Genomic DNA, 13,860 nt, shown 5'->3' with positions numbered 1-13,860 from the left:
CACGCTGATAGCGTCACGTCAACGGCTAACACGAGGAGGAGCCCATGTCATACATCGTTGCCGGCCGGCTTGATGACCTGCCATCAGATATCCGTCACCATCTCGGAGTCTTCCGTCACAGGGTATTTGTCCAGCGCCTGCACTGGGAAATACCCGGCGTGTCACACGATGCGACGGGCGAGTGGGATGAATTCGACGGAGGCGCTACGGTCCACCTGGCCGCGCTGTCCGCAGACGAAGAGTTGTGCGGATGTGCGCGGCTCATGCCCACTACAGGACCCTATCTGCTCCGTGACGTCTTTCAGGAACTTGCAAGGCCAGATTCCTTGCCGTCATCACCTTCGATATGGGAGATGTCGCGGTTCGCAGGATCTGGACTGCCGGACCATCGAACTGGCTCAATGTCGGGCATGTCGTTGTTCCCTTACGCAATGGCGCTCGCCCTCTCGTTGGGCGCGACACGCGTGATCGGCGTGGTCTCCCGCTCCGTTGCGCGCCTGTACCGACGCTTCGGGCTCGATCTGCTCGATATCGGCGTTGGCACGGCGCCGGGCTGCACGAATATCGTTGCGTGCTCAATCGATCTAGCCCCTACCACGTTCCACAAACTCCAGTGCGATCCTGTCACGCTGCTGAATTCGATCACCCGCGTCGGACAGCACCAGCTCCTCGGACCTGGCATGCCGGCTCATTCGCCTCCGACTGAAGCGAATGCGCCCTCTGTGCGCCCTCATGGCGACGTGCCCCTCGCAGTTTGCGACAACAGTACGGTACACACACAAGCGACAGTCTGGACGACTGGCCCCTGACATTAGCGCATGCCTGCAGGCCGGCAATGGTGCCGGTTGTCGGCCTCCTTCATCCAGTCCGGCCTGATCGCCGATGCGTAGGCCTGCCCGCTGCGCGAAGCCTCTCCATTCTGCTGTGAACTCAAGCCCAGGCGATCGTCGATCGCGTGCGCGACGGTCGCAGACTTCGGAGGATGATCGTGATCGCCGTCCGCCCAGAACGTACACATCGCATCGAACAGAACGGACAGTATCGACGTCACGTAGGGCAGTTTCACGACGATGCCTTCCTCTGGCTGGTCGCTAGCAAACTTGCCACAATGCTCCTGGAACCCGTTCACGGGTATCATGATCCGCAGGGCATCGAGTTCACGCTGCAGACGATCTTCAAATGAGTAGTGAACGGTCGCCGAATGCGCAAGCGCCTTGCGCAACTGGCAGAGCTGCCGGTCCTTCATCTCCATGCATCTGGTTAGCCGACGGACTTCGGCTTCTGCCCGCTGCAAACGCTGATCGGGAGTAGCGCTTGCCGGTAGCATCGGAGGGGCGTGCTCCATGCCAGTGACTGGCCATGCATCGAGTTCTTTCATGATGTTCCCTGCCTCAAATGCGCATGCCTGTACCGTTCCGGCTGCGCCCCTTCCCCGCCGTCAGACGCGCACGGAAGGCACCTGGAGTCTTCACCACCGGTCAATCGTGACCGTTAATCGCGGCAAAGTCATCGGGCTTCAGCCACGTATCTTTTTTCGGTTTTCTCAGACGAAATATCAACTGCGAAAAAAGACAGGGCGTGCCATATCGGAATCAGCACGGATATGCAGCAGGAGTACCGACAGTTCTGGTGACCGCCGGTCACCGGATCGACGGGGCCACCGTCAGGCAGCGTGCACTATCCTGCCATTAAGTCGCAAACATGCGGAACCCGCTGTCGAAAGGCCGGCATAGTTCGCGGAAGGTTGTGGCAGGAAGACCTCTCTATGACTTGCCACAGCAATGCTCAAAGATCGCCCAAACGGTCAAGCACTGGGGCACGCGCAGGTGAGCGCCGGGTCGGGCGATAGCGTCAGCACCGTCATGCGGCATTGGCACGGCCACGGCCTAAAGCCGCACGTCTAGCGACGCTTCAAAGTCTCGCGCAACCCGAAGTTCGCCGAGAAACTCGAAGACATCGTGGGCCTTTGTATGTCTCCGCCCGAGCATGCCCCCGACAACAAGGGTATTGGCACGACTACGCTGTTTTGCCACGCTCAATGTGCCGGACGGCCAGGTCATCGGCCAGTGCCGCAGCACCATACCCACATCAAGTAGCTGAAATTCCTTCGCCAGATCGATCCCCAAACGCCAACGACAGGACGCCGCGTGTGATCGCCGACAACTAGGCCACGCACAAGCAGCCGGCCGTTCAGGAGTGGCTGCGCAGGCATGCGCGCGTCAACATGCACTTCACGGCGACTTCGGCGTCGTGCCCGAACATGGTCGAGCGGTTCTTCCGCGAGGTTACCGCCGAGCGGTTGTGCTGAGGTTTGTTCACCAGCATGCCCGAACTGTCGCCGCCGTCGATGGGTACGTTGCACATCGCGACATCAACCCCAAGCCGTCCATCTGGACCAGGAGCGCTCGCGATATCCTGCAGAAGGTCACTCGCGCCAACAGCCGCTCAAGTTCCCGTCAGAACGGAACACCGCACTAGCGCTGCGAAGCATGGGTACAACGTGGCGCCCGGTAATAAGGTCGTATCGCAGTGACAGAATGAACCGCATTATCCCGCCTCGCGCCGTTCGGCTTCCAGGCGACTGGCAATCCACGCATCAATCTCGCTTTCAAGCCACGCCACCCTGCCGCCACCAATCTCGACCGGCCGTGGGAATTTCCCTGTTGCCAGATAGCGGTAGACCGTGCTCGCACCGAGACCAACGCGGGTACGCACCTCGCGAAGGCGAATCAGGCGCGCGTTCGCGCCCGCGCGCTCAACAATCTGTTCAGCCATCGCTAGTGTTCCGTCCCAGAAATAACTTTACGTAAATTTGGATTGTTCTATGATCGAGTCGTAATGGACAGGAGGCGATCATGGGACGCAAGGGGATCGAGGTTGTCGTGTCGGAACTGGAGCGAGAACAGTTGCTGTCCATGAGTCGCTCGCGTTCGTTGCCTCATTCTCTGGTCCGTCGGGCAAAGATTGTCCTGATGGCCGCTGACGGTTGCACGTCCAAGGAAATTGCGATGCAGTGCGAAGTGACGCCACCGGCGATCACGCACTGGAAGAAGCGGTTTGTCGCTCAGGGGCTTGCGGGTCTGCATGATGAAGCTCGCCCAGGCCGACCGCGCACACATGACGACGAGGCGGTCGCGGAATTACTGGCCAGGGTGTTGCACGAGAAGCCGGACGGGGCAACGCACTGGAGCGTGCGTTCTGCGGCCGCGCAGACAGGGATTTCGAAGAGTTCGGTTGCCCGCTATCTGTCGCTGTTCGGTATACAGCCCCATCGTTCAAAGAGCTTCAAGCTGTCTACCGATTCATTCTTCGTCGAGAAGGTGCGCGATATTGTCGGGCTGTACCTGAGCCCGCCCACCAACGCCCTGGTGCTGTGCGTCGACGAGAAGAGCCAGTGTCAGGCGCTGGAGCGCACGCAGCCGATGCTGCCGATGGGGCTGGGCTATCTCGAAGGGGTGACGCATGATTACGTCCGGCATGGCACTACAACCCTGTTCGCTGCGCTCAATGCAGCAACGGGCGAAGTCATTGCTCAATGCAAGCCACGCCACCGGCATCAGGAATTCCTGGCGTTCCTCAGGCATATTGACCAGGCGGTGCCGGCCGATCTCGACGTGCATCTGGTCGTCGACAACTACGCGACACACAAGCATCCGAGGGTCAGGGCGTGGCTCGCAAGGCATACGCGCTACCACATGCACTTCACGCCGACCTACTCCAGCTGGCTGGATCAGGTTGAACGCTGGTTTGGCCTGATTACGGAGCAGGCGATCCGTCGCGGGTCATTCAGAAACGTGCGCCAGCTCATCGCCAGCATCGAGCGTTATACCGAGCAGTACAACCAGCACAAGCGTCCGTTCGTATGGACCGCGACAGCCGATTCCATTCTCCAGAAAGTGGCCCGGCTATGCAAAGTTATTTCTGGGACGGAACACCAGGTCCTCCTGACTAGACTCGGATCACCCCAGATGCCACCAATCTAGCTTCTTGCTGACGGCATCGCAAATGCGCTGTGCGGAATAAAATTGCTGGAATCCGGACTGATCGCCCGAAGACGATGTACCCAGAATTCCCTGCGGTTCCCGCACCCAGTGACGACCGGTTAAACCTTGCTCTCACAATGCTGGCAGGGAGCAGGACCTTGCGATTCGTAGGGATGCAACTATCGGGCCTATGCAGATGAAATCCAGCCGCAAGCGAACGCACGGCCTGTGCACCCTGCCGCACCGTTTCGCGCCATCCGAGCGGAGAGCCTACACAACATCAGGCCGCTTTTGCCTTTCTCGCGCAGTACAGCGCCCAGTCGCACATCATCTGTCTGCGTCGCCGGAACATGTCCCCCGACGATACGCGGCCTCGACTTTTGTCATCCACGGCATGAGCGAGCGTCATCTCGGCTATTTCGTTTGGGGACGTCGTACATTCCGCCCCCCCGGTCGCGGAAGATCGAACGAAAGCCATGCACCGTGAGGTCGTTTCGTTTCATGCGCGAAGCACGCCGAGCACTGCCATGTTGGACAGTGATTTGCCTTTCTTCGCGCCCGGAAAGACCAGATCGCTGTCAGCCTCATCAAGCAGCGTGCGCATGAGCGAGAGGGCCGATGCGGACAGTAGAATCCGGTGCGGACGTTCGGCCTTCATCCGTTCTGCGGGAATCGTCCACGTGGCCCCGTCAAGGTCGAATTCGCCGCGCACTGCACCGGTTACCTCATTCGTTCTGCCCGCAGTGGGAATCAGCAGCGCGAGTGCGCGTGCCGGGAGACCGTCCTGAGCCTTCAGGGCCTTCAGGGCCTTCATGGATGCGGATGTTTCGCCGTCGGGCAGCGCAGGTTAACACTGTTGTAGAGCGCCCATAACGAAGACTCCGCTGCCCCGACAGTCCCGCGGAAACGATCGAACCGCCACTGAACACGCATCGGAAAGCCCTCCCCGTAAGCCTTTTCGACGAAATGGGCTGCATGCTCATCCGCTGCAAACGTGGCCGCTGCGTGTACTGCTCGAGCGCCTCGTCAGTCTGACAGGTTCGTCGACGTCGATAGTGTTCGTAATTGCCGCGGCTCGCGCGGACTCACAATCCTTCAGCGCGGGTAAATTGCGGGTAAAAACGCAATTTTTGGACCTCCCAAACTAAAACTATTAAATAAAAACAATTGCTTACTTGTCTTTGTTGTGTTTCTGAACAGTAACTATCATCTGGTTCGTCACGGCGGTTGTCCGTCGGGGAGAACGCCATGAAACTCGCGCATGCGCTACCGTTGAACGCCTTTCGCGTTGAGTTCCGCAAGACGCTCGTCGATCGTATCGAGGTAAGTCTGAGCCTGCGCGGCCATCACCTGCCGAGAATGCGGCGCATCGAGGCTTTCGAACATCTCGATCACGTCCTCTCCGCGCAGCCGCTCCGGGAGCCTGGCGAACGCTGCCCGGATCGTCTCTTCCGGAGATGCTTTTTCCTCGGTGATTCCGTCGGCTTCGTGATCATGCGCCTCGTGCACGTGCGTATTCCGCACGATGGCGGGAAGGATTTCTCTCACCTCATCGGCGGACGTGGCTGCGAGTGTCTTCAGACTCAAGGCGATCTGGCGCAGCAGACCCTGATTCTGCCTTCTCTGAAGCTCTCCCAATTCGTGGACCACGTCCGCGTGATCGAGATGGTCGAGGTCCGCGCCTTCGAGCGCTTCATGAGGCAAGAGGTCTTGCTGAATGGTGGCGTCGAAGGTCCCCTCAGGATGGCTTTCGATGAGCTCGGAGAGATTTTGCGCGACATGCTGCGCGCTCTGCCGTCGCGCGGTGTTGCTGCGTGTCAATTCGGGCGATCGCTCCTCCACCACCTTGTGTGTGTCCAACCGCTTGGAGTCCACCCTGCGAAGCTTGCCGGCTCCATCGACGACCCTCGCCTTAGCGGCGAACGTCACGCTTTTGGGAGCATGCGTCTGCTCCTCGCGACGAAGAAACTCGGTGGTGAGTTTCGTCGGCTGCTCGGCATGCATCAGTTTGCCGAGCGCGTTCTCGGGAAGCGGCTTGCGCTTGAGCACACCGCGAGGCGGCATCGACGATTTCGCAGCAGATGCGGACAACTTCGCGCCGCGCCCCGTCAGGCCCGGCAATGAAAAGTGGAAAGACAGGCCCTTCCTGCCACCTGTCTGGGGAGACTGTGGTGTGCTGGCGTCCCTGGTCGAGGAAGCCTCGGCTGTACTGCCGCGAAAAAAGCGGATGGCGCGCATGGTCGGAGATTCTCTCAATGTAGGCGACGTCTGAAATGCGTCGAACGCCTTCATGGTCCTCGTTGCAAGAACGTAAGGTTTCCGCGCTGGCGAAAAGGGAGCGACGTTCGCAAATATTTGATGCGGGTTGAATAGGAAGGGGCGCAAAGCGATCGGGGCTGGCAGTTGCCATTTCGAGCCCACTGCGCGGCGGGTCGGCATCGCCTCTACTTCGTGAGTCGGCGGCTATCCTCCAACCGCCGAAGCTATCTCAACAAGATATCTCCTGTATCTACCAATTACAGTACAAAACTTGTATTCGCCCGATACAGGAGATATACTGTTCCGACCGTTGCAGACCGCCTCTTTCCTCGCACTACCCGAGGTCGCCCGTGGACTATCCCGTCAAAACCCCTCGCCAGTTGCGGCCGCTTCTTGTCGGCTTCCGCAAGGCCGCCGGACTCACGCAGGCGCGCATGGCCAGCCATTTGGGTGTCACTCAGCAGACCTACGCCCAGTTCGAGGCGAAGCCCGAAGCCGCGAGCATGGATCGGTTATTTCATGTTTTGAAGGTGCTGAAGGTCGATATCGTTCTGAACCAGGCGCTGGCGTCGGCGAATCTCGAAAGCCGCGTCCCCGAACGTCCGCGGACAGCGAAGCCGCCAGTCGCGGCGAAGCAGAGCGTGGCAAAAAAACGAGCGACTACCGGCGCAGCAAAGACGGCTGGCAGCCGGAAACCCGCCGCCACATCCGCGCGCGGTGGCGAGCAAGGCTCATCGAAGCCGGTCACACGGAAGCGAGCGGCGCCAATCGCCGCTGTCATCAGGAAGCGGGAGGACTGGTAACACATGGGCCGCCGCGCACAAGGAAAAAGCCTGACTCTGTGGATGAACGGGTTGCCTGTAGGTACCTGGGAGACCACTCGGGACGGGGAGAAACTCACTTACTTCGAAGATTGGATAGCAGACGAACAGGGGCGCCCCCTATCGCTCTCGCTACCTTTCACGGCCGGTAACCAACCCTACCGGGGCAAGCTCGTTTCGGACTGGTAACCTGCTGCCTGATAGCAGGGCTATCCGCGAGCGCATCGCAACGCGCTACAGAACCGGTGGCACATCACCCTTCGAGTTGCTGGCCGAGTTGGGAAGAGACTGCGTAGGCGCTATCCAGATGCTGCCTCCGGATGAAACCCCGGTGGACCTGGAGAAGATCAGCGGGCGCCCGCCTCGACGAGGCGGAAATCGCGCGGCTACTGCGGGAGGTAACGGCCCCGCCTGCGTTGGGTCAACACGAGCCCATCGACGATCTGCGTCTGTCCATCGCCGGCGCGCAGGAAAAGACCGCCCTTCTATGGCACGGCGACCAGTGGTTTATCCCTGAACGCAGCACGCCGACCACGCATATCCTGAAGCTGCCCCTCGGACTGGTCGGAAACATGCGCGCCGACATGCGCACATCGGTGGAAAACGAGTGGCTGTGCTCGAAAATCGTCGCCGCGTATGGTTTGCCCATCGTCAGATGCGACATTGCAACGTTTGAGGACCAGAAAGTACTCGTGGTCGAGCGCTTCGATCGCAGGTATGCGAGCGACGGCTCATGGATCCTGAGGCTTCCCCAGGAGGACATGTGCCAGGCCACCGCAACGCCCGCCGCAGCCAAATATGAATCGGATAGCGGACCCGGCATACAGAAGATCATGGAAGTCCTGGCCGGTTCAGAGCGGTCCGCGATCGATCAACGTAATTTCTTCATGACGCAAATCGTTTTCTGGATGCTTGCAGCCATCGACGGCCACGCGAAAAATTTCAGCATTGCGCACCTGAAGTCCAACCGCTATCAGGCCACTCCAATCTATGACGTTCTCTCCGCGCATCCGATCATTGGAAACGGACCGAACCTGCTTTCCCCGCGCCGGGCGAAACTGGCAATGGCGGTACGTGGTGAGAACGCGCATTACCTGATCAACGATATTCGACGTCGTCACTGGATAGCGCAAGGGCAACGAGTCACGCTGGCGCCGGCCGACGTCGATGAGATGATCACCACCCTGACCGACATGACGGAAGATGTCGTCGCCGAGGTCGAGCCGCTGCTGCCGGCCGCTGTCCCGAAGGACGTGTCAGACAGGATCTTTAATGGACTGCGGCAACACAGCGCGAAGCTCGCGGCACAGTAAGAATCAGCCCGCGGCAATGCCGTCATGCAAATGCTCGCGATAGATACCCGTGAAACCATCACCGGCTCCACGGGTATCCGCGATCAGAACCGGACGCGCATACCCACCGTAACGGCGGCTTGCTGATTCGAATCGGAAGCGCTCAAGCCGTTGATCACCGCGTGAATGCCGCTGTCGCCGGTGCCGCTCACGTGCTGATACACGCCTTGAAGATAAACGTCCCCCGTGTTCATCTTGCGGTAGGTCGGCGTTTGCGTGAGCGTGGTGGGCAACGAACCGCGCGCGGCGTTGATCGCCGCCTGCACGTCGCGCGCCGCGCCGTCGACGTCTCGATCCATATCGAACTACAACACGATCTGCGCGGAGCCGCTCGAGCTTTGCGAGGTCACGGCGCGGTCCTCGCCGTCTATCAGATCAAGCAGCCGGTCGCCTTTACCAACAGCACGACGAATAGCTATGAAACCGACGGCTCGCAACGGCACCGGGGCGTCGAACTGTCACCGATTTCTAGTGCTCGGTTCCGTTCGCTCGTTCCGTTATTAACGGGCGCCGACTTGCAACGCAATGAACCGGAATGTTGGGGCGAGTGGACGGCGGCGCCGCCGCGTCCAGTTCGTCACGTTCTAGCACTCGCCATCGATCAGCTACGCGAGACGCGCGCCGCCACTCCCGACTCCTGCGGCGCCTTGACGCCAAGCGCCTCCGCCTTCAGAACGAAATCCGCGAGCGAGCGCGACTCCATTTTCTTCATGGCCTGCCCTCGATGAATCTTCACGGTGATCTCGCTCAGATTCATTTCGGCGGCGATCTGCTTGTTCATCAAGCCGCGCGCGACGAATCCCATCACCTCGCGCTCGCGCGGCGTCAACAGTTCGTAGCAGCGGCGCAGGTCGGCCACCGAGCGGTCCGCATTGCGCCGCGTTTCGTCTTTCGCGAGCGCGTTCGCCACGGCGTCCAGCATGTCCTGATCGCGGAACGGCTTGGCCAGAAAGTCCATTGCGCCGGCCTTCATGGCCTTCACGGTCATCGCGATGTCGCCATGCGCCGTCATGAAGATGATCGGCACGTGAATATGCCCCGCCGCGATCTGCTCCTGCACGGCAAGCCCGCTTTGCCCTTTCAGGCGCACGTCGAGGATCAGGCAACTCGGCACGTCGGGCATCTCGAATGCCAGAAACTCCTGGGCCGACGCGAACGTTTCGACGCGCAAGCCGACCGAGCGCAGCAGCATGCTCACCGCGGCTCGCATCGAATCGTCGTCATCGACCACATAAGCAATGGATTGTCCCGTGGCGTTTGCGCTTTCAACGTCCATCACACGTGTCTCCATCGAGCGGTAGTATGAATTGCATCACCGCACCCTCGCCTTGCTTCGATTCGGCCCAGATCCGCCCGCCATGCATTTCCACGATGGACCGGCAGATCGAAAGCCCCATTCCCATGCCGTCCTTCTTCGTGGTGAAGAAGGCGTTGAAAAGGCGCCCGAGGTTCTCCTCGCTAATGCCGGTGCCGGAGTCCTCGACGATCACCTGCGCATGCCGGCCGTCGAAGCGCCGGGTGCGAATGCGCAGACGCCGCGCGCGCCCGGCGACACCCGTCATCGCCTGCACGCCGTTCAGCACGAGATTGATGATGACCTGCTGCAGTTGCACGCGGTCGGCGCACACCTCCAGGGCCGGCAGTTCGTAAGCGGTTTCCACTTCGACGCGTTCACCATCCAGCTCGCGGCGCACGAGTTCGACGGATTCCCTAGCGATAGCATTCAAGTCGAATACCGCATGGCTCGGATCGCGCTTTTGCGCCATCGCGCGTATCTGGCGAATGATGTCCGTCGCGCGCTTCGCGTCGCGAATCATCTGATCGATCGATTGCGCCGCTTCGCACAGTTCCGGTTGCGGCCGGTTGAGCCAGCGCGACGCCGCGTCGCCGGCCGTGACGATCGCGGCAAGCGGCTGCGTCACCTCGTGCGCGATCGATGCCGCCAGCTCGCCCAGCATCGTCACGCGCGTGGTATGGGCAAGCTCGGCGGTCGAACGGTCGAGGGCTTCCTGGGCGACGACGCGCTCGGTGACGTCCATCAACGCCCCCACGTACTCGATATTGCCCGACTGCGGCGCGGCGATATGCGCGACGTAGTGAACATGCTTGACGCTGCCGTCCGGCATCAGCAAACGGTGCCCGGTGTCGATATACGGCTCGCCCGCCATCGCCTGTTCGTAGGCCTCGCGGGCGAGCGCGAGATCGTCGGGATGCGTGCGCGCGACGATTAGATCGATGCCGGGTTTGGCGTCCTCGGGATAATCGAAAATCCGGTATGCCTCTTCGGACCACCACATCTCGCCGCCCGGAAAACGCGTGGCGATGCTGCCCGTGCGGCTAAGGCGCTGCGCGTCCGACAGAAACGCTTCACTGCGCTCGAGCGCCTGTTCGGCCCGCTTGCGCTCCTCGATGTCGGTATTCACGCCGTACCAGCGCAAGATTTTGCCGGCGGCGTCGCGCAACGGTTCCGCGCCGATGTGCATCCACCGGTAGACGCCGTCGCGGCGCCTGATGCGTGCGACGTTTTCGAACGAGGCGCCGGTCGTGACCGCGCTTTGCCATGCCGCCTCCGTCGCGGGCAGATCGTCGGGATGCACGATCGAGCGCCAGATGTCGCCGCCGTCCTCGGCGACCGTCACGCCGAACTCGCTCCAGCGCCGGTTGATGTAGCTGAGCCGGCCGTCGGGCGACGAACTCCATACCATGCCCGGAATCGCGTCGATGGTCGCGCGCAGTTCTTCCTGCTGGCGCCGCAGCTCGCCTTCCATGCGCTTGCGCAACGTGATGTCGTTGTTGGTCGCGAGGATCGCGCGCGGCTTGCCGTTGCGGTCGCGCCATAGCGCCCAGCGGCTCGAAATGGCGACGGTCTCGCCGTCCTTGCGCACGCGTTCGAGCTCGCCGTGCCAGCGCCCGACGCGGAGCACTTCGTCGCGGATCTCATCGAGGGAAATGGCCGCGTGGGTCTGCGTCAGTTCGTGAATCGGCTGGCCGAGCGCCTGCTGCGCGGTCCAGCCGTACAGTTCCTCCGCGCCCTGATTCCAGAACGTGATGCGGTCGTTCATGTCGTAGGCGACGATCGCGTCGTGCGTGAGATCGAGCAACTGAAGCTGTTCGCGCAATGTGGCCGTGTTGGCCTGGTTGCGCAGCGCCAGCACCGAGGTGGTGACGATGGCGAGCAGACTGACCGCGCAACGCGCCACCGCGCCGCCCGAATAGTGTTCGTCATGCGACAGCACGAAGGCGAACAGCGTGAGCACCACGCAGGTCCATGCGGCGGCGACCGCGGCCGGCCGCGATCCGGTCGATGCCACCAGCAGCACGACCACCACGTACAGCACGGCGATTGCAATATCGAGCGGCGTGAATGCGTCGATAACGAAAACGGCAAGACCGATCACGGCCGCACAGGCGTATAGCGCCCGTGCGTTGTCTCGCAGCGGCCTGCCGGCGCCCTGGTTGAATTTCACGGTCTGGGAGCGCGCCGCGCGGAGAAGATACGGATGGAAGGACACGAATTTTGCATAGGTGTTCCAGACAAGCGTTTGTTGGTAAGCAGCGCGTCCCTGCTTTTGTCGGACCGGTCGTGCATATCGGTCCGGGATGCGGGACGTCGACCTTTTTTATCCGGCTCTGATTCTATCGGAGACAGGGCTGGCCGATGCTTGCGCATGCGCGCTTCGGAGGCCCTCAAGCCGGCATGCCGTCACCGCCCGCCCTAATCGTTTCCAGACGGCGCGACACCTCCGCCGCATCGACGGGCTTGCTCAGCACGCACATCGCGCCGATGTCGAGCGCCTGACGGCGCACCGCATCGGACGCGAAAGCGGAGATGAAGATGACCGGCAGCGTCACCCCGCGCTCGATGAGACGGCGGTACATGTCCAGCCCGGAAATACCCGGCATCTGCACATCGGAAATGATGCAGGTCACGGCGCCGATGGAGTCGGACGCGAGGAACTGCTCCGCCGACGCATAGAGCCGGACGTCCCAGCCAAGCGAACGAACCAGGCTCGACGTCGCAACGCGGACAGACTCGTCGTCGTCGATGATCGAAACGATTGGATTGTTGTACAAGCGACGGGTCCTCGGCCTTGAGTGCAAAAACGGCGGTGCAACATGGGCTGCCACCCGCTCCGGTTCGACTATACGCGCCGCACGCCTCGCGAACCATTCTACGAACGCAAGCGCCGCACCAAACGTTCGAATGGATCGCTCATACCTCCGTATAGGTGCGAAAGCCGCGGCGAGCGCAGCGCGCTCCGCAGGCCTCACCGGGCGCATAACACCTTCATATGAACGGACCGGACCTCGGAGCAGGGTGGCTCATGCGCGGGCACGAGACCCGTTCGTCAGACCGGTTATCGCGCGGCGCATGGCTCATCCGAAGGTTCAGCGAACGCACCGGCCGTTGGCCGGCCGGCGTACCGATGTATGTCTATTTCGATGGAGCTTGCGGGACTACATTTCAATCGCGGCTCGATAAACGATTCGCAAACGATTCACCAACGATTCGCCTTCTCTCATCCATCAAGGAGCTTCATCATGAAAAAGATCGTACTTTTCCTCGCTATCGCAACCGGCGCACTCGCCGCTCCCGCACTGAGCTTCGCGCAAACCAATGGGCCGATCACGCGTGCCGAAGTGCGCGCCGATCTGGTTCGCGTGGAACAGGCCGGCTATAACCCGTCGGTGGCCAACGACATCAACTATCCGGCCGACATTCAGGCCGCCGAGGCAAAGATCGCCGCGCAAGACGGACAGCAATCGGGCACTCAGGGATACGGCGGCGTCACGCAACACGGCAAATCCGCGGCCGGCAAGCGGGCATCCACGCATACGGCGATGCAATCGTCCTGCGTGGGCCCGGCGAGCTACTGCAATCCGTACTTCGGTAGCTGAGGGCAAAGTGCGAAGTTCATCATTCGGTCGACGCCCGCATGTCAGGCCGATGCCCATGAAAGCCGCCGGGACACTGTATTTCGCCGCAATGGTTGCGCTGGCGGTCTCGGCAGGCTATGGGGCGCAGTCGGCGTGCTTCATCGAGGTGTTGACGACGGTGGGCAAAGCCTCTGAATTACCGCTGGAACGCATTGCAGCGGACAACGCGATGGAACGCGTTATCGAGGACGGAGCGCGTTCGTTAATTCAGCCGTCAGCTTCCGCCCAATCGGGAGCGGCACGTCTCGACGCATCTGAAAACGGGTTCGGTGCGTCCGGTTCGCCGCACCGACCGCCCCGCCTCGTTCCCGGCTACCGCACGTCCGTCACCGATTCGAAGTACTGGACCTGACGCGTGCAGCGGAAACCGCCGCAGCCAATCCCACGCCGCCACTTTTTGCCCGCTCCAGATCGGTAGCCGTCAGCCAGCCGTCCAGGATGCCTTTTCGTTGCGCCAGATCAACGGACCCGACGTTCCCGCCAGTACAGTCAACGATAGGGAAAACA

At 61.3% G+C, this 13,860-nt stretch carries 14 protein-coding genes and 1 pseudogene; 6 read left to right on the top strand and 9 right to left on the bottom strand.

Annotated elements, in window-relative coordinates; all coding sequences use genetic code 11:
- Positions 1–44: 44 nt before the first annotated feature.
- Entirely contained in the window at positions 45–809 is a 765-nt protein-coding gene (locus BUE39_RS26875) for an acyl-homoserine-lactone synthase (RefSeq protein ID WP_073431741.1), read from the top strand.
- 2 nt (positions 810–811) lie between these two features.
- On the opposite strand, the gene BUE39_RS26870 is transcribed toward BUE39_RS26875, so the two are convergent.
- The 3 genes from BUE39_RS26870 to BUE39_RS26860 form a co-directional block, all read right to left on the bottom strand.
- A complete protein-coding gene (locus tag BUE39_RS26870; RefSeq protein ID WP_073431740.1) occupies positions 812–1,378 on the bottom strand; it encodes a hypothetical protein in 567 nt (188 codons plus the stop codon).
- Positions 1,379–2,190: 812 nt separating this feature from the next.
- A complete protein-coding gene (locus BUE39_RS34965; RefSeq protein WP_159442600.1) occupies positions 2,191–2,364 on the bottom strand; it encodes a hypothetical protein in 174 nt (57 codons plus the stop codon).
- A gap of 183 nt (positions 2,365–2,547) precedes the next feature.
- On the bottom strand, positions 2,548–2,775 hold the full coding sequence (locus BUE39_RS26860) for a helix-turn-helix transcriptional regulator (protein ID WP_073431739.1): 228 nt from the start codon (positions 2,773–2,775) through the stop codon (positions 2,548–2,550).
- An 80-nt stretch (positions 2,776–2,855) separates the two neighbouring features.
- Here BUE39_RS26860 and BUE39_RS26855 point away from each other — a divergent pair, with 80 nt between their 5' ends.
- Positions 2,856–3,983, top strand: coding sequence for an IS630 family transposase (locus tag BUE39_RS26855; protein ID WP_073431738.1), 1,128 nt, complete (start codon positions 2,856–2,858; stop codon positions 3,981–3,983).
- A 499-nt stretch (positions 3,984–4,482) separates the two neighbouring features.
- On the opposite strand, the gene BUE39_RS35690 is transcribed toward BUE39_RS26855, so the two are convergent.
- Both BUE39_RS35690 and BUE39_RS26845 read right to left on the bottom strand, forming a co-directional pair.
- On the bottom strand, positions 4,483–4,797 hold the full coding sequence (locus BUE39_RS35690) for a site-specific integrase (protein WP_073431737.1): 315 nt from the start codon (positions 4,795–4,797) through the stop codon (positions 4,483–4,485).
- 452 nt (positions 4,798–5,249) lie between these two features.
- Positions 5,250–6,275: a hypothetical protein gene (locus BUE39_RS26845; RefSeq protein ID WP_143032006.1), complete on the bottom strand. Its 1,026-nt coding sequence runs from the start codon at positions 6,273–6,275 to the stop codon at positions 5,250–5,252.
- A gap of 317 nt (positions 6,276–6,592) precedes the next feature.
- Here BUE39_RS26845 and BUE39_RS26840 point away from each other — a divergent pair, with 317 nt between their 5' ends.
- Both BUE39_RS26840 and BUE39_RS26835 read left to right on the top strand, forming a co-directional pair.
- Complete coding sequence (locus tag BUE39_RS26840; RefSeq protein WP_073431735.1) at positions 6,593–7,045, top strand: helix-turn-helix transcriptional regulator; 453 nt, start codon at positions 6,593–6,595, stop codon at positions 7,043–7,045.
- Between the two features lie 3 nt (positions 7,046–7,048).
- Positions 7,049–8,376 (top strand): annotated as a pseudogene (locus BUE39_RS26835) (type II toxin-antitoxin system HipA family toxin).
- Between the two features lie 83 nt (positions 8,377–8,459).
- Here BUE39_RS26835 and BUE39_RS36120 read toward each other — a convergent pair.
- The 4 genes from BUE39_RS36120 to BUE39_RS26815 form a co-directional block, all read right to left on the bottom strand.
- On the bottom strand, positions 8,460–8,714 hold the full coding sequence (locus tag BUE39_RS36120; RefSeq protein ID WP_412534873.1) for a hypothetical protein: 255 nt from the start codon (positions 8,712–8,714) through the stop codon (positions 8,460–8,462).
- 302 nt (positions 8,715–9,016) lie between these two features.
- Entirely contained in the window at positions 9,017–9,691 is a 675-nt protein-coding gene (locus BUE39_RS26825; protein WP_073431734.1) for a response regulator transcription factor, read from the bottom strand.
- Positions 9,681–11,882 carry a PAS domain-containing sensor histidine kinase gene (locus tag BUE39_RS26820; protein ID WP_073431768.1) on the bottom strand — a complete coding sequence of 734 codons (2,202 nt, stop codon included), beginning with the start codon at positions 11,880–11,882 and terminating at the stop codon, positions 9,681–9,683. The genes BUE39_RS26825 and BUE39_RS26820 overlap by 11 nt, the downstream gene beginning before the upstream one ends.
- A gap of 220 nt (positions 11,883–12,102) precedes the next feature.
- Complete coding sequence (locus BUE39_RS26815; RefSeq protein ID WP_073431733.1) at positions 12,103–12,489, bottom strand: response regulator transcription factor; 387 nt, start codon at positions 12,487–12,489, stop codon at positions 12,103–12,105.
- Between the two features lie 468 nt (positions 12,490–12,957).
- Between BUE39_RS26815 and BUE39_RS26810 the strand changes: the two genes are divergently transcribed.
- Both BUE39_RS26810 and BUE39_RS26805 read left to right on the top strand, forming a co-directional pair.
- Positions 12,958–13,314 (top strand): DUF4148 domain-containing protein, encoded by a 357-nt coding sequence (locus tag BUE39_RS26810; protein WP_073431732.1) that lies wholly within the window; start codon positions 12,958–12,960, stop codon positions 13,312–13,314.
- Positions 13,315–13,369: 55 nt separating this feature from the next.
- Complete coding sequence (locus BUE39_RS26805; RefSeq protein ID WP_073431731.1) at positions 13,370–13,705, top strand: hypothetical protein; 336 nt, start codon at positions 13,370–13,372, stop codon at positions 13,703–13,705.
- Positions 13,706–13,860 lie beyond the last annotated feature (155 nt).

The sequence above is a fragment of the Paraburkholderia terricola genome, from assembly GCF_900142195.1.
Taxonomy (GTDB): domain Bacteria; phylum Pseudomonadota; class Gammaproteobacteria; order Burkholderiales; family Burkholderiaceae; genus Paraburkholderia; species Paraburkholderia terricola.
This window is presented reverse-complemented; position numbering and strand designations above follow the sequence as displayed.